This is a genomic window from Microbacterium sp. (assembly GCF_003248605.1).
Lineage (GTDB): Bacteria > Actinomycetota > Actinomycetes > Actinomycetales > Microbacteriaceae > Microbacterium.
This window is the reverse complement of record NZ_QFPF01000002.1, coordinates 24,790-39,824: the sequence shown is the minus strand read 5'-3', so window position 1 is coordinate 39,824 and position 15,035 is coordinate 24,790. Positions and strand designations below refer to the sequence as shown.

The window sequence follows — 15,035 nt, the reverse complement described above, 5'->3', positions numbered from 1 at the left end:
TCAGGCTCTCGTGCGGCCCCGCCGGCGCGACGTGAGGTCGACCACGGCCAGCACGAAGGCGATCGCGAAGAACAGGGCGACCGCCAGCATCCCGTACATGTAGGCGTCGTGGTAGACCACGAGCGGCGGCGCCTCGTCCTGCTCGCGGAAGACCGCCGCGTAGAACAGCGACAGCGCGACGGCGGTGCCCACGGCCGTGCCGATGCGCTGACCGAGCTGCCCTACCGAGCCGGCGAGACCGCCCTGCTGGACCGGGATCTCGGCGAGCGCGAGCGTCTGGTTGGGAGCGATCACGAGGCCTCCCCCGAACCCGCCGACCGCCATGATCCCCGCCATGACGAAGGCGACGGATGCCGAAGGCAGATACAGCGCGGCGAGCACGAGACCGCCGACGCTCAGCAGCACGGCCGCAAGACCCCACACGACGATGGGGCGACCGTACCGCCCGACGAGGTTGCCGCCGAGCCACGACGCGACGGCGCTCGCCAGCGCGAACCCGATCGAGACCATGCCGGCGAACACGGGCTCCAGGCCCAGGCCGCTCTGCAGGTACAGCGTCGTGAGCAGGAACAGCGCGGGCGCGCCGGCGAAGTAGGTGGTGGCGATGAGCGTGCCGTTGCGGAAGGAGGAGACCCCGAACAGGCTCAGCGGGATCAGCGGGTTGTGCCCGCGCGCGCTGTAGCCGCGCTCCCAGGCGACGAACGCCGCCGCGAACAGGGCGAACACGACCAGCAGCCACCAGCGCAGCGGATCGTCGTCCGGGGATCCGGTGGTGAACAGGAACGGCCACATCAGCGCGAGCACCGTGATGCCGAAAAGCACGACGCCCACGGGGTCCAGCTCGAGCCGGCGACGCGATCGTGCGCGCGTCGAGGGCAGCACCCACGCCGCGAGCGCGATGGCGATCACTCCGAGCGGCAGATTCATCCAGAAGATCAGGCGCCAGCCGTCGTCGGGGCCGCCGAGGGCGATCATGAGACCGCCCAGGGTCGGGCCGACCGCCGTCGCGACGCCGATCGTCGCACCGAACAGGCCGAAGGCGCGGCCGCGCTCCTTGCCCTGGAACAGCTGCTGGATCAGCCCCAGCACCTGGGGCATCTGGATGCCGGCGGCCACTCCCTGCAGGAGTCTCCCCGCCAGCAGCACCGCCGTGTTGGGTGCCAGCGCGCAGACGACGCTCGTCAAGGTGAACAGGGTGAGCCCGACGATGAAGAGCATCCGACGGGATCGCTGATCGCCGAGGCGGCCCATCGGCACGAGCGCGAGGCCGAACGTGAGCACGTAGCCCGACACGATCAGCTGCAGCTCGGTCGATCCGGCCCCGAGCGCGGCCTCGATCGAGGGCAGCGCGACATTGACCTTGGACAGGTCGAGGATCGTGATGCCCGCCACGGCGACGCAGACCCAGAAGGCGCGCCAGCGCTGCGCCGACGAGAGGGGGATGCTCTGGGTGCGCGGCGCGCCGCCTGGCGCGTGGGCTGAATCCGACATCTCTCCCCACGCTAGTGCCCCGCAGCCGCCGTCGGGCACGCGCGCGACGCGCGGGTAGCGTGGTGGGGTGAGCGACGACCTCGATCCGTTCGGCGATCTCGCCGAGAGCGCCGACCACCTGATCGACGAGGTCACGGGAACGCCCGACCCCGAGCATCCACCCCGTCCCTTCACCCACGACGGGTCGACGCTCATCGTCGGCGAGCGCGGGACGGGGGCGCGCACCTTCGTCCTCGTGCACGGCATCGGAATGGGCCGCAAGGTCTTCGGCGACGTGGCGCTGCACCTCGAACGGACCGGACGGGTGATCGCGGTCGACCTGCCCGGCTACGGAGAGTCCCCCGAGCCGCCCCGGACGCCGACGATCGAGCGCATGGCCGACACCGTCGCGGCGCTGCTCTGCGCCGAGCGGATCGAGCGGCCCGTGCTGATCGGCCACTCGATGGGCACGCAGGTGGTGGCCGAGGTCGAGGCCCGGCACCGCCTCGCGTCCGCGGTCGTGCTCGTCGCGCCGACCGTGAACGACCGTGCCCGCCGCGCGCTGACGCAGCTGCGGCTGCTCGTGACCGACCTGCTCGACGAGAGCCCCAAGGTGCTGCTGCTGGGTGCGCGCGAATACCTGCGGGCCCGGCCGCACCTGATCCGCAAGACGCGGGCGATGCTCGTGCACCGCCCGGAGCGGACCTACCCCCGCATCGCCGTGCCGGTGCTCGTGCTGCGCGGCGAGGAGGATCCGGTCTCGCCCCGGGACTGGTGCGAGCGCGTCGTACGCGCGCTGCCCCACGGCGAGTTCGTCGAGGTGCCCGGCCACGGGCACGAGACCATGATCCGCGACGGCGGCCCCGCCGCGCGCCGGATCGTGGAGTGGCTCGGCGGCTGAGCTAGCCCGCGGCGATCTTCTGAGCGGTGTCGCGGATGTCGGCGTCCGAGAGCTCGATGCCGACCTGCTCGAGCCGCTGACGCAGCACGTGCTCGATCGCCTCGGCGTCCTTGTCGCCGACATCGGCGCGAGTCTGATCGACGATGCCGGCGAGCTTGGCGGCGTCGGTGGTCGGGTGCTGATCCATGGCGGGATCGTCCTGCGTGTTCGACATCATGACTCCTCTTCGGAGAGATCGTCGTCTTGGATGAGGTCGGGATCGGCGTTCTGCGTCGACTCCGGCCCCTCGACGGGCAGTCCCGCGTCGCTGAGCTCGGGCGAACCGATCGCGTCGGCGTTCTGCTCGGCGCTCTCGCCGTCGGCGGTCTGTCCGCTCTCCCAGCCGCCGGGCGGGTCGGCGTCGATGACACCCTCGGGAAGATCTCGGTCGTGGTCCGCGGTCATGGCGCACCCCTTTCGTCGAGCCCCAGCATCCCGCGCCCGCTTCGCGGTGCCCAGGGGGTTGACGGCGTGGATGCCGGGGGTTACTCGCCGCGCGCGGCGTCGCGACCCCGCCGCGCGTCGTCGCGCACCTGGCCGGCCAGCAGCTGACCGCCGCTGGTCAGCAGCGCCCGCCGCCACGGCAGCACCCCCTCGATCTCGATCTGGATCGACATCGACAGGATCGTGCGGATCAGCACGATGAGCCCGAGGATCAGCGCATCCTCGAGCGAGGGCTTGGAGGTGATCGTGCGGATCAGGTCGGCGGCGACGAGGATCTCGAGCCCCAGCAGGATCGCCGACCCGAGCGTGTTGCGCAGCGTCTGGAACGCGGTGCGGCCGCCCTCGTGCCGCGAGAGCGAGCGCGCCCCCAGCACGAGGGCGATGATCGCGCCGATGATCATCGCGGCCGCGCCGGTCGCCTCGAAGCCGACCGCGATCGCCGTGAAGACGTGCTCCATATCCACGGGGTCAGCCTAGAGCGCCGGCCGGCGTCAGCGCGGACGCAGGCGCAGACCCGACATGCCGCCGTCGACGGCGAGCGCGGTGCCCGTGGTCGATCCGGCGCGCGGGCTCGCGAGGTAGGCGACGGCGTCGGCGACCTCGTCCGCGCTGACGAGACGGCCGTGCGGCTGACGGGCCTCGAGGGCGGCACGCTCCGCGGCGGGGTCATCGGCCGCGCCGAGCAGCCGGCCCACCCACGGGGTGTCGGCGGTGCCGGGGCTGACGGCGTTGACGCGGATGCCCTCGCGCACGTGATCGGCGGCCATCTGCAGGGTCAGCGCGAGCACCGCCCCCTTGCTCGCGCCGTACAGCGCGCGCCGGGGCAGCCCGGCGGTCGCGGCGATCGACGCCATGTTGACGATGGATGCCGCGTCCGACCGCCGCAGCCACGGCAGCGCCGCGCGCGCGACGCGCACCATGCCGACCACGTTCACGTCGAAGACCCGATGCCATTCGGCGTCGTCGTTGTCCTCGATCGAGCCGGCGGCTCCGATGCCGGCGTTGTTGACGACGATGTCGATGCGACCGTGGTCGGCGCCGACGGCGGCCACGGCCGCCCGGACTGCGACGTCGTCGCCGACGTCGACCGTGTGACCCCCGGCATCCCGCGTCGCTTCGTCACGATCGAAGACGACGACCGTCGCGCCGTCGGCCGCGAGCCGTCGAACGATCGCCGCACCGATGCCCGACGCGCCGCCCGTGACGATGGCGACGAGACCCTCCATTGAGGCGCTCACACCATCACCTGGCGCTGGCTGCCGAGACCGTCGATCTCGAGCTCGACGACGTCCCCCGCCCGCAGATAGGGGAATCGCCCCGAGAGCGCAACGCCCTCCGGGGTGCCGGTGAGGATCAGGTCTCCCGCCTCGAGTGCCATGAACTGGGACAGATGCCAGACGATGTACGGCACATCGAAGATGAGATCGGCGGTGCGGGAGTCCTGTCGCGGCTCGCCGTTGACCCGGCTGCGCAGCCGCAGGTCGGAGGGGTCGACCTCGTCGGGGGTGACCAGCCACGGACCCGTCGGCGTGAAGCCGGGCGCGGACTTGCCCTTGCCCCACTGGCCGCCCGAGATCTCGAGCTGCCACGCCCGCTCGGACAGGTCGTTCGCGAGCACGAAGCCCGCGATGTGCGCCGACGCGGCGGCGGGGCTTTCGAGATAGAGCGCGCGGCTGCCGATGACGACGCCCAGCTCCACCTCCCAGTCGGTCTTCTCGCTGCCGCGCGGGATCGCGACGTCGTCGTGGGGCCCCGCGATCGTGTTCGGCGTCTTCTGGAACATCACGAGGTTCTCGGGGGGCTGCGAGCCCGACTCGGCCGCGTGGGCCGCGTAATTCATGCCGACGCAGAGAATCGCCGAGGGTCGGGCGATCGGCGCGCCGATGCGCGGGGGCGGGCCCTCGAGCGGTGAGAGCACGCCCGCGGCGAGCGCCTCCCGCGCGCGGGCGATGCCGCCCCCGGCGAAGAACGCGCCGTCGATGTCCGCCGTCAGACCCGACAGATCGTAGAGGATGTCGTCGGCCACGACCGCGGGCGTCTCGGCGCCCGCTTCACCGACTCGAGCGAAACGCATAGAACTCCCGAACATCTGATCGCTGGGGGCGTTCGTGCCCCCGCTTCGGCCCACATTATCATTTGACCGCGCAGACATCGGATGTTTAGATGGCGCTGTGAGCACCTCATGAGCACGATCACCTCCGTCGCGACGGCCGACATCCGCTTTCCGACGTCGCTGTCGCTCGACGGCTCCGACGCGATGAACCCCGATCCGGACTACTCGGCGGCCTACGTCACGATCACCACCGATGCGACGGGCGCCGACGCGGGGCTCGCGGGGCACGCCTTCGCGTTCACGATCGGGCGCGGCAACGACGTGCAGGTCGCCGCGATCCGGGCCCTCGAGGGCCACCTGGTGGGCCGCGACGCCGAAGCGCTGCTCGCCGACATGGGCGCGGCATCCGCCCTGCTCACGCACGACTCGCAACTGCGCTGGCTCGGCCCCGAGAAGGGCGTGATGCACATGGCGATCGGCGCGGTCGTGAACGCGCTGTGGGACCTCAAGGCCAAGCGCGCGGGCCTGCCGCTCTGGCGGCTGCTGTCGCGGATGAGCCCCGCCGAGATCGCCGACCTCGTCGACTACCGCTACCTCAGCGACGCGCTCACCCGTGACGAGGCGATCGCGATCCTCGAGGCCGCGGCCCCGGGTCGCGACGAACGCGAGCGCGTCCTGCTCGCCGAGGGCTACCCCGCCTACACCACCAGCCCCGGCTGGCTCGGGTACTCCGACGAGAAGCTCGCCCGGCTGTGCCGCGAGGCGATCGCCGACGGGTACCGGCAGATCAAGCTCAAGGTCGGCACGAGCCTGGACGACGACATCCGGCGTCTGCGCATCGCCCGGGAGGTGTGCGGCGATGACTTTCCGATCGCGATCGACGCGAACCAGCGCTGGGACGTCGGCACCGCGATCGCCTGGGTGCGCGAGCTCGCGCCCTTCGGCCTCGCCTGGGTCGAGGAGCCGACGAGCCCCGACGACATCCTCGGCCACGCGAGCATCGCCCGCGGCATCGCCCCCGTGCGGGTCGCGACCGGCGAGCATGCCCACAACCGGGTGATGTTCAAGCAGTTCCTCCAGGCCGACGCCCTGCAGGTCATGCAGATCGACGCGGCGCGGGTCGGCGGCGTGAACGAGAACATCGCGCATCTGCTTCTCGCGGCGAAGTTCGGGGTGCCGGTGTGCCCGCACGCGGGCGGGGTCGGCCTGTGCGAGGCCGTGCAGCACCTGTCGATGTTCGACTTCGTCGCGGTCTCGGGCACGATGGAGGGCCGCATGATCGAATACGTCGACCACCTGCACGAGCACTTCGTCACCCCGACCGACGTCCGGGACGGCCGCTACCGTGCGCCCCTCGCCGCCGGCGCGGGCACCGAGATGCACGCTGCCTCCATCGCGCGCTACGGCGACCGCGTCACGGGGGTCCCGACCGCATGATCGAGCGCCTCGGATTCGGCGCGGCATCGCTCGGCAACCTCTACCGCGAGGTCGATGACACCGACGCCGAGGCCGTGCTCGAGGCGGCGTGGGCGGGCGGCATCCGCTCGTTCGACACGGCGCCCCACTACGGGCTCGGGCTGTCGGAGCGGCGCCTGGGGGCCTTCCTCGCCGGCAGACCCCGCGACGGGTTTGTCGTGTCGACGAAGGTCGGCCGGGTGCTCGAGCCGAACCCCGGCCCGCGCTCCGGCCGCGACACCGAGGGCTTCGTCGTCCCCGACGACCTCGTGCGCCGGTGGGATCCCTCCCCCGCCGGCGTCGCGCGAAGCCTCGACGACTCGCTGAGGCGCCTGGGCCTCGACCGTGTCGACACCCTGTTCCTGCACGACCCCGACGTCTACGACCTCGATGCCGGCATCGGGATCGGCCTGCCCGCGCTGATCGCCCTGCGCGATCGAGGCGTCGTGTCGTCGGTGGGGGTGGGCGTGAACACGGTGGATGCTGCGCTGCGGGCCGTGCGAGAAGCCGACGTCGACGCCGTCATGATCGCCGGCCGATACACCCTGCTCGAGCAGCCGGCGGCCGAGGAGCTGCTGCCGCTGTGCGCCGAGCGGGGCGTGCGCGTCGTCGCGGCCGCCGTGTTCAACTCGGGCCTGCTCGCGGTCGACCGCCCCGAATCCGCGCACTACGACTACGGCGACGTGCCGCCCGACGTCGCCGCGCGCGCTCGGCGGCTGGCCCGGATCTGCGGACGGCACGGCGTCGCGCTGCCGGCCGCGGCGCTGCAGTTTCCGCTGCGGCATCCCGCGGTCGACGAGGTGGTCGTCGGCACCGCTCGCGTCTCGTCGCTGCGCGCCAACCTCGAGCATGCCCGCTCGGTGATCCCCGACGCGCTGTGGGACGAGCTGCGCGACGAGGGCCTCACCGAGGCGTTTCAGCCCGAGAGACCGTAGAACCTGCGCGCGGTGCCGCCGAACACCGCGACGTGCTCCTGCGGCGCGAACGCCGCACCGACGATGTCGATGGCCTGCGCGGTCGACAGACCCCCGGCATCCACCCCGCTCACCGGCCAGTCGCTGCCGAACATGCAGCGCCGGGAGCCGAACAGACGGGCGGTCACCGCCAGGAACCCCGGCACGTGCGCACGCAGCAGATCGTGGTCGGCGACCTCGGCGGCGAAACCCGAGCACTTCACGTGCACGGCAGGCAGGCCCGCCAGCCGGCGCCACGCCCGCTCCCACGCGGCTCCCGCTTCGCTGTGCACACCCTGCGCGATCGGCGGTTTGCCCAGGTGATCGATCACGACCGGGAGGTCGGGGACGCGCTCGAGGGCGCTCGCCAGCTCGTCGAGCTGGCCCGCGCGCACGCAGGCGTCGAAGACGAGACCTCTCGCGGCGACGGCGGCGAGCCCGCGCCCCACCGCGGACTCGCGCAGGTGGCCGACCGGCCGGTTCTGCAGCGTGGCGCGCACGCCGCACACGAGCGGGTGCGCGGCGAAGCCGTCGAGGGCCTGCCCCAAGGCCGGGTCGGCCAGGTCGACGTGCGCGACGAGCCCGGCGAGACCCCGCCATTCGAGCGCCGCCACCCACTCGACCTCGGCCTGTGCATCCTCGATGCGCGCGTCTGCCTCGACGAACACCCAACCCGACACCCGTCCGGCAGCGTCGTCGAGCTCGGACGGAAGCCGGGCGCGAGCGAGCGCGGGGTGCCCGTCGAGCCACGGATAGCGCAGCGTGCCCGGGTCCCACACGTGCGCGTGGGCATCGAGGATCCCCGAGGTCAGAGCGCCTGGCGCAGCCATCTCTCCACCCCGGAGACATGGGCGACCATGAGGGCCGCCGCCAGCTCGGCGTCGTGATCCTCGACCGCGGCCAGGATCGCCCGGTGCTCATCGATGGTGCGGGCGACCGAGCCACCCTCGGTGATACCGCGCCAGACACGGGCCCGCACGGTGTGACTCGAGAGGGAGTCGAGCAGGCTCGTCAGATAGGCGTTGCCCGCCGCCTCGGCGATGGCGTGGTGGAACTCGACGTCATGAGCGACCAGGCCTTCGACGTCGGCGTCCGGCGACACCTCCACCGCCGCGGCGAGCGCGGCGAGCGCCGGTGCGGTGGCCCGCTGAGCCGCGGCCGCCGCAGCCTGAGGCTCGAGCATGCGCCGCACCGCGAGGATCTCGAGGATCGAGTCGTCCTGATGCAGATCGACGACGAAGGTGAGCGCCTCGTGCAGCAGGCGGGGCTCGAGGCTCGTCACATACGTGCCGTCCCCGCGGCGCACGTCGAGCACGCGGATGACCTCGAGCGCCTTGACCGCCTCGCGGAGCGAGCTGCGGGAGAGGCCGAGCGCGTCACTCAGCTCCTTCTCGGGCGGAAGCCGCGAGCCCGGCGGCATCTGCCCCGAGACGATCATCTCTTTGATGCGGAGGATCGCCTCGTCTGTCACGGCCACGCAACCAGCCTAGCGATACATCCGATGTCTAGATGGTGCTACGCGCTGCGCCGCTGCGCGAGGATGCCGCGGCGCTCGGGGTGCGCGGCGAACCAGTCGGCGACGTACCAGCACACCGGGCTCACCGACCGGTCTCCGGCCGCCTCGAGCTCGGAGACGGCGCGCTCGACGACCTCGCCCGCATATCCGTGGCCGCGGAACGTCGGAATCGTGTAGGCGCGGGTCATCGCGACGGTCTGTCCGTCGTCGCGGTAGTCGAGCACGCTGACAAGGTCGTCGCCGCGGCGCAGGGTCCAGCGCGAGGCGTCGGGCTGCTTCTCGAAAATCAACTCGGTCACCACGGCAGACTAAGCCCGCCCGCAGACATCGGGCCTGCGAGCGGGCTGTGAGGTGCTCGCACACGACCGATTGCACGACCGGCGGGGCGGGAGTGCCACCGTGTGACGGGTGAGGCGCCCCGGCCCGACCGGTCGTGCAGACGTCACCCGGGCAGCACCCGCGTGGTCGCCAGTTCGCGATACCAGAGGCCGGAGTCCTTGACCGTGCGCTCGAGGGTGTCGAAGTCGACGCGCACGATGCCGAAACGCTTGGCGTAGCCGTAGCCCCACTCGAAGTTGTCCAGCAGCGACCAGACGAAGTACCCGCGCAGGTCGACCCCGGCCTGCATCGCGCGGTGCGCGGCGGTGAAGTGCCGGCGCAGGTAGTCGAGCCGTTCGGGATCGGGCACCGACCCGTCCTCGGCGACCTCGTCGTCGAAGGCGGCGCCGTTCTCGGTCACCATGAGCGGCTGATCCGGGAACTGCTCGCGCAGCGACAGCAGCAGCTCCTCGAGGCCCTCCGGGGCGATGTTCCAGCCCATGGCGGTGTAGGGGCCGGGCTGCTCCACGAACTCGACGATCTCGTTGCTGCCGGGCCACGCGGTGCCACCCTCGGCGCCCTTGTGACCGTCGTGCGCCTGCCTGGGCGAGACGCCGTCCCACAGGCGCACCGTGGCGGTGGAGTAGTAGTTGACGCCCAGCACGTCGATCGGCTGGTGGATCGCCGCGAGGTCGCCCTCGCGCACGAACGACCAGTCGGTGACGGATGCCGTGTCCTCGAGCAGGTCGGCCGGGTACTCCCCGCGCAGCATGGGCCCCGTGAAGGCGCGGTTCGCCAGCGCGTCGATGCGGCGCATCGCCTCGGCGGCACCCTCGCCCTGCCCCCGAAGCACATGGAAATTGAGGGTCACGGAGTAGTCCGGGTCGCCGGTCGAGGTGGTCCGCAGCGCCTGCACCGCGCGGCCGTGGGCGAGGTTCAGGTGGTGCACCGCGGCGAGCGCGGCCGCCGGCTCGTGCCGCCCCGGGGCGTGTCCACCCTGTCCGTAACCGAGGTATGCCGAGCACCACGGCTCGTTCAGGGTGGTCCAGGTGTGCACCCGGTCGCCGAGCGCGGCGCCCATGATCTCGGCGTAGCGCTCGAACGCCTCGGCGGTGGCGCGCGAGGCCCAGCCCCCGGCATCCTCGAGCGGCTGCGGCAGGTCCCAGTGGTACAGCGTCGCGACGGGTCGGATGCCGCGCTCGAGCAGGCCGTCGACGAGGCGCGAGTAGAAGTCGATGCCCGCCTGATTCACGGTTCCTGAGCCGGTCGGCTGGATGCGGGGCCAGGCGATCGAGAACCGGTAGGCGCCGAGGCCGAGCTCCTTCATGAGATCGAGGTCCTCGTCGACGCGGTGGTAGTGGTCGCATGCGACATCGCCCGTGTCGCCGTTCCACACCTTGCCGGGGGTCTTGCTGAACGTGTCCCAGATCGAGGGCCCGCGGCCGTCCTCGTCGAACGCGCCCTCGACCTGATACGACGCCGTCGCCGACCCGAAGGTGAAACCCTCGGGAAAGACGAGACCCGAGTCCCGGTAGTCTCTGCTGCCCTGCTGCGCCATGCTCACTCCGTCACCTTCGTCGTATCGACCGCGAACGTCTCCGCACGCCCGTCCGGCGTCGTCACGGTCACCTCAGTCTGTCCCTCGCCCCCGGCGAACACACGCAGCCGCAGCCCGTCGAGGTAGTCGTAGTCGGGGCGGTCCTCGCGTGCGCCCCACGGGATCACCGCGCCGGGGCGCACGTACAGCGGGAGGCTGTCGAAGCCGTGCGTCTCGCGCAGCCATCGCCCGCCGTGCGCCGTCTCGCCCGTGAGGAGAGAGGTCCACTCCCCCTCCGGAAGGTAGAACTCGACCTCGCCCGAGGCGGTGAAGACGGGGGCGACGAGGATGTCGGCGCCGAGCATGTACTGCCTGTCCAGGTACGCGGCGGCCGGATCGTCGGGGAACTCCAGCGCCATGGGTCGCATGACGGGCGTGCCGCGTTCGGCGGCCTCGAGCCCGGCAGCGTAGAGGTAGGGCATCAGGCGCATCTTCAGGTGCGTGAATCGGCGCGTCACATCGACCGCCTCCTCGTCGAACACCCACGGCACGCGGTAGGACTGCGAACCGTGGAAGCGGCTGTGGCTGGAGAGCAGACCGAAGGCGGTCCAGCGCTTGTACACCCCGGCATCCGGAGTGCCCTCGAACCCGCCGATGTCGTGCGACCAGTGCGCGAAGCCGCTGAAGGCGAGCGAGAGCCCGCCGCGCAGCGTCTCGGCCATCGACTCGAACGTCGACGTCGAATCGCCACCCCAGTGCACGGGCATCGTCTGGCCGCCGGCCGTGGCCGACCGCGCGAAGAGCACGGCCTCGCCCGAGCCGCGCGCGTCGACGAGCACATCGTGCACGGCTCTGTTGTACAGCTGCGCGTAGAGGTTGTGCATGCGGTAGGGATCGGAGCCGTCGTGCCAGCGCACATCGACGGGGATACGCTCGCCGAAGTCGGTCTTGAAGCAGTCCACGCCCTGGTCGACGAGCGCCCGGAGCTTGCCCTGGAACCAGGCCACAGCATCCGGATTGGTGAAATCGACCAGCGCCATGCCGGCCTGCCACATGTCCCACTGCCACACGGACCCGTCGGGGCGGCGGACAAGGTATCCGGCGGCGCGCGCCTCGTCGAAAAGCGGCGAGCGCTGCCCGATGTAGGGGTTGATCCACACGCTGATGCGCACGTCGCGCTCGTGCAGGCGCGCGAGCATGCCGTCGGGGTCGGGGAACACCCGGGGGTCCCACTCGAAGTCGCACCAGTTGAACTCGCGCATCCAGAAGCAGTCGAAGTGGAACACCGAGACGGGCAGCTCCCGCGCCGCCATCTGCTCGAGGAAGCCCGTCACGGTCGCTTCGTCGTAGTCGGTCGTGAAGCTCGTCGAGAGCCACAGCCCGTACGACCACGCGGGCACGACGGGAGGGCGGCCGGTGAGGGCCGTGTACCGCTCCAGGACGTCCTTGGGCGTGGGGCCGTCGATGACGAAGTACTCCAGCACCTCGCCGTCGACGGAGAACTGCACGCGCTCGACCGATTCCGAGCCGATCTCGAACGACACCCGGCCGGGGTCGTTCACCAGTACCCCGTAGCCCCGGTTCGAGACGTAGAACGGCACGCTCTTGTAGGCCTGCTCGCTGGAGGTGCCCCCGTCGGCGTTCCAGATGTCGACGCTCTGCCCGTTCTTGGCGAGGGGCCCGAACCGCTCGCCGAGGCCGTACACGAGCTCGCCGACGCCGAGGTCCAGCTGCTCCTGCACCAGGGTGCGGTCGCGGGGGGCGCCGCCGTGTCGGGTGAGCTCGACGGGCCCGCGGTCGACGTGCGCGTCGGCGTCGATCTCGACGTAGGCCTGCGCCTTGTGTCCACTGCCGGTGAGCCGTCGGCCGGCGTGATCGAACGACAGCGACCAGGGGGCGCCGCGCCGCACGCTCGCGGTGAGCGCTCCCGTCGTGAGCGTGCCGCCCGCGTCGGTGACGGATGCTGCGCCGCGGCCACCCGTCGACGCGCCGGGCAGTTCGAACCCACCGTGCCAGGCCCTGCCCTCGTGGTGCGCGATGCGCACGCGCACGACGCCCTCGAGCGGGGAGGAGAGGGTGACCGTCAGGACCGGTCGGTTCAACGTGTCGCCGCGCCGCTCGATCACCTTCGTGGGAGCTGTGACGACAAGGCCCGGACCGTCGACGGTGTCCTCGCTCCGCCAGATGTCGTAGGCCTCCTGGCCGTACACCGCGCTCACTCCGGGGCGCAGCTCCCAGAAACCGTCGGTCAGCTTCATGATGTCTCCTCGATGACGCGAACGGCGCCTGCGGGCACGGTGGCGGGAGCGGCGAGCCGCTCCCCCGTGAGCAGATCCACGCCCGTGGCCTCGACCGTGAGGTCGGTGTCGGTGTGATTGATCGCGAAGAGGTAGCGGGATGACCCGTCCTCTCGTCGCGAGAGTTCCACGCCGCGCTCGGCGACGGCGATCGGGGCGATCGCGGCCTCCTCCAGCAGCGTCTCGAGCAGCTGGTCGAGGTCGGTGTCGGATACCCGCGCGGACAGGTACACGGCGCTGCCCCGCCCCGTCACGCGTCGCGTGATCGCGGGCGAGCCGGCGAGGGGTCCGGTCGAGAGGCGCGCGATGATCTCGGCGTCGTCGACACGGACCCTTTCGGTCCAGGTGCTCGCCGTGAAGCCGTTGTCGAGCTGTACCCGCTCGTCTCCCAGGAGCGGGAAGAACTCATCGACGCGCACGCCCAGCAGGTCGCGGAATGCGCCGGGGTATCCGCCGAGCCGCACGGCGTTGTCGTGATCGACGATGCCCGAGAAGTAGCTCACTAGGACATGGGCGCCCCGCTCGGCCGCCCGATTGATCGCGGCGGCATCGGCGTCCGTGACGAGATACTGCGTGGGCAGGAGCACGACGCCGTACTTCGTCAGGTCGGCGCCCGCGGGGAGGACGTCGATGTTGATGCCCCGCGCCAGCAGCAGCCCGTAGAGAGCGAGCGGCAGATCGAGGACGTCGAGCGCCTCGCTGGGGGTGCGCGCGCTTCGCCACGCCGACGCCGAGTCGTGATCGAAGATCATCGCCACCCGGGCGGGCTCGACCCGCGTGCCCCGGATCGGGGCCAAAGCCTTCAACGCCGCGCCGAGCCTTTCCACGTCGCGATAGATCGTCGAATCGCTGCCGGCGTGGGGCACCATCGCGGAGTGGTGCTGCTCGGAGCCGCGTGCCGACTGGCGCCACTGGAAGAACATCGCGCCGTCCGCGCCCCGCGCGATGTGCGACAGGGTGTTGCGCATCATCTCGCCGGGCACCTTCGCCGCATTCACCGGCTGCCAGTTGACGGCGGCGGTCGAGTGCTCGATGAGGAGCCACGGTTCGCCCGTCGCGACGGCGCGTGCCCGATCGGCGCTGAAGGCGAGTTCGACATGACGCTGCGGGTGGTCCGCGGTCGTGTAGTGGTCGTTGGCGACAAAATCGACCTCGCGCGCCCACCGTGCGTAGTCCGCGGCTCCGGGTCCGCGCTGGATCATGAAGTTCGTCGTGATCGGGATGTCCGGCGTGATCTGGCGCAGAACGTCGCGTTCGGCGACGTAGTGCCCGAGGAGGGCGTCCGACGTGAACCGCTCGAAGTCGAGTCGCAGCGCGGGATTGTGACTCGTGCGCACCTCCCGCGGCGGCATGACCTGGGCGAAGTCGCCGTAGGTGTGTCCCCAGAAGGCGGCGCCCCACGCGGCATTGAGTGCACCGATCGTCCCGTGCTTGCGTTCCAGCCACCGCTGCCACGCCTGTGCCGTCTCGTCGCTGAAGCACGAGGAGTTCTCGTTGCCGATCTCGTTCGAGACGTGCCAGGACCGCAGCGCGGGATGCCCCGCGTAACGCTCCGCGATCGCGCGCACCATCCGCAGCGCATAGTCCCGGAACGTCCGCGAGCTCGGCGACCAGGCCAACCGGCCGCCCCGCGACGTGCGCACTCCGCGCGCATCGACGGTGGCGATCTCCGGATGCGCGTCGAGCAGCCACATCGGGGGTGCGGCCGTCGGCGTGGCGAGGTTCACCCCGATGCCGGCGCCCGCGAGCATCCCCATGATGCGATCGAGCCACGCCCACTCGAAGACCCCGTCGAGGGGCTCGAGAAGCCCCCAGGAGAAGATCCCGAGGTTGACGACGTTGACGCCGGCGCGGGTCATCAGCTCGATGTCCTCCGGCCACAGAGATTCGGGCCACTGTTCGGGGTTGTAGTCACCACCGAACACGAGGCCATCCGCAAGCCACGGGAAGGACCTCCCGGCGGAGAGGTCCGCCGCGCGCGAGTGGATCGTCTCTCTCCGCAGGCGTTCGTGCCGCATCGGATCTCCGCTTCCTTACGAGGTCTCGGTCGGG

Annotated in this window: 15 protein-coding genes; 3 read left to right on the top strand and 12 right to left on the bottom strand. The window is 71.3% G+C overall.

The features are described 5' to 3' along the window. A complete protein-coding gene (locus tag DI573_RS00635) occupies positions 1-1,491 on the bottom strand; it encodes an MFS transporter (RefSeq protein WP_292809556.1) in 1,491 nt (496 codons plus the stop codon). Positions 1,492-1,558: 67 nt separating this feature from the next. Between DI573_RS00635 and DI573_RS00630 the strand changes: the two genes are divergently transcribed. Continuing rightward, complete coding sequence (locus tag DI573_RS00630; RefSeq protein ID WP_292809554.1) at positions 1,559-2,371, top strand: alpha/beta hydrolase; 813 nt, start codon at positions 1,559-1,561, stop codon at positions 2,369-2,371. Between the two features lies 1 nt (position 2,372). On the opposite strand, the gene DI573_RS00625 is transcribed toward DI573_RS00630, so the two are convergent. The 5 genes from DI573_RS00625 to DI573_RS00605 form a co-directional block, all read right to left on the bottom strand. Further along, positions 2,373-2,585 (bottom strand): hypothetical protein, encoded by a 213-nt coding sequence (locus DI573_RS00625; RefSeq protein WP_292809552.1) that lies wholly within the window; start codon positions 2,583-2,585, stop codon positions 2,373-2,375. Beyond that, complete coding sequence (locus DI573_RS00620) at positions 2,585-2,815, bottom strand: hypothetical protein (protein ID WP_292809550.1); 231 nt, start codon at positions 2,813-2,815, stop codon at positions 2,585-2,587. The genes DI573_RS00625 and DI573_RS00620 overlap by 1 nt, the downstream gene beginning before the upstream one ends. An 80-nt stretch (positions 2,816-2,895) precedes the next feature. Then, entirely contained in the window at positions 2,896-3,312 is a 417-nt protein-coding gene (locus tag DI573_RS00615; protein ID WP_292809611.1) for a DUF1622 domain-containing protein, read from the bottom strand. A gap of 33 nt (positions 3,313-3,345) precedes the next feature. Beyond that, a complete protein-coding gene (locus DI573_RS00610; protein ID WP_292809609.1) occupies positions 3,346-4,080 on the bottom strand; it encodes an SDR family oxidoreductase in 735 nt (244 codons plus the stop codon). Positions 4,081-4,088: 8 nt separating this feature from the next. After that, the gene (locus tag DI573_RS00605) at positions 4,089-4,928 is read right to left on the bottom strand and encodes a fumarylacetoacetate hydrolase family protein (protein ID WP_292809548.1); all 840 of its coding nucleotides are present in this window, start codon (positions 4,926-4,928) and stop codon (positions 4,089-4,091) included. A gap of 108 nt (positions 4,929-5,036) precedes the next feature. On the opposite strand from DI573_RS00605, the gene DI573_RS00600 reads away from it, so the two are divergent. Then, entirely contained in the window at positions 5,037-6,344 is a 1,308-nt protein-coding gene (locus DI573_RS00600; protein ID WP_292809546.1) for an enolase C-terminal domain-like protein, read from the top strand. Next, complete coding sequence (locus tag DI573_RS00595) at positions 6,341-7,297, top strand: aldo/keto reductase (protein ID WP_292809545.1); 957 nt, start codon at positions 6,341-6,343, stop codon at positions 7,295-7,297. The genes DI573_RS00600 and DI573_RS00595 overlap by 4 nt, the downstream gene beginning before the upstream one ends. Here DI573_RS00595 and DI573_RS00590 read toward each other — a convergent pair. The 6 genes from DI573_RS00590 to DI573_RS00565 all read right to left on the bottom strand — a co-directional run bounded on the left by DI573_RS00590 (position 7,279) and on the right by DI573_RS00565 (position 15,001). Beyond that, positions 7,279-8,145: an amidohydrolase family protein gene (locus DI573_RS00590; RefSeq protein ID WP_292809544.1), complete on the bottom strand. Its 867-nt coding sequence runs from the start codon at positions 8,143-8,145 to the stop codon at positions 7,279-7,281. The genes DI573_RS00595 and DI573_RS00590 overlap by 19 nt on opposite strands. Further along, positions 8,124-8,792, bottom strand: coding sequence for an FCD domain-containing protein (locus tag DI573_RS00585; RefSeq protein ID WP_292809543.1), 669 nt, complete (start codon positions 8,790-8,792; stop codon positions 8,124-8,126). The genes DI573_RS00590 and DI573_RS00585 overlap by 22 nt, the downstream gene beginning before the upstream one ends. 38 nt (positions 8,793-8,830) lie before the next feature. Continuing rightward, on the bottom strand, positions 8,831-9,130 hold the full coding sequence (locus DI573_RS00580) for a GNAT family N-acetyltransferase (RefSeq protein ID WP_292809542.1): 300 nt from the start codon (positions 9,128-9,130) through the stop codon (positions 8,831-8,833). 143 nt (positions 9,131-9,273) lie between these two features. After that, complete coding sequence (locus DI573_RS00575) at positions 9,274-10,707, bottom strand: GH1 family beta-glucosidase (protein WP_292809607.1); 1,434 nt, start codon at positions 10,705-10,707, stop codon at positions 9,274-9,276. 2 nt (positions 10,708-10,709) lie between these two features. Continuing rightward, on the bottom strand, positions 10,710-12,944 hold the full coding sequence (gene yicI, locus DI573_RS00570) for an alpha-xylosidase (RefSeq protein ID WP_292809541.1): 2,235 nt from the start codon (positions 12,942-12,944) through the stop codon (positions 10,710-10,712). Further along, positions 12,941-15,001, bottom strand: coding sequence for a beta-galactosidase (locus DI573_RS00565; RefSeq protein ID WP_292809540.1), 2,061 nt, complete (start codon positions 14,999-15,001; stop codon positions 12,941-12,943). The genes yicI and DI573_RS00565 overlap by 4 nt, the downstream gene beginning before the upstream one ends. Between the last annotated feature and the right edge of the window lie 34 nt (positions 15,002-15,035).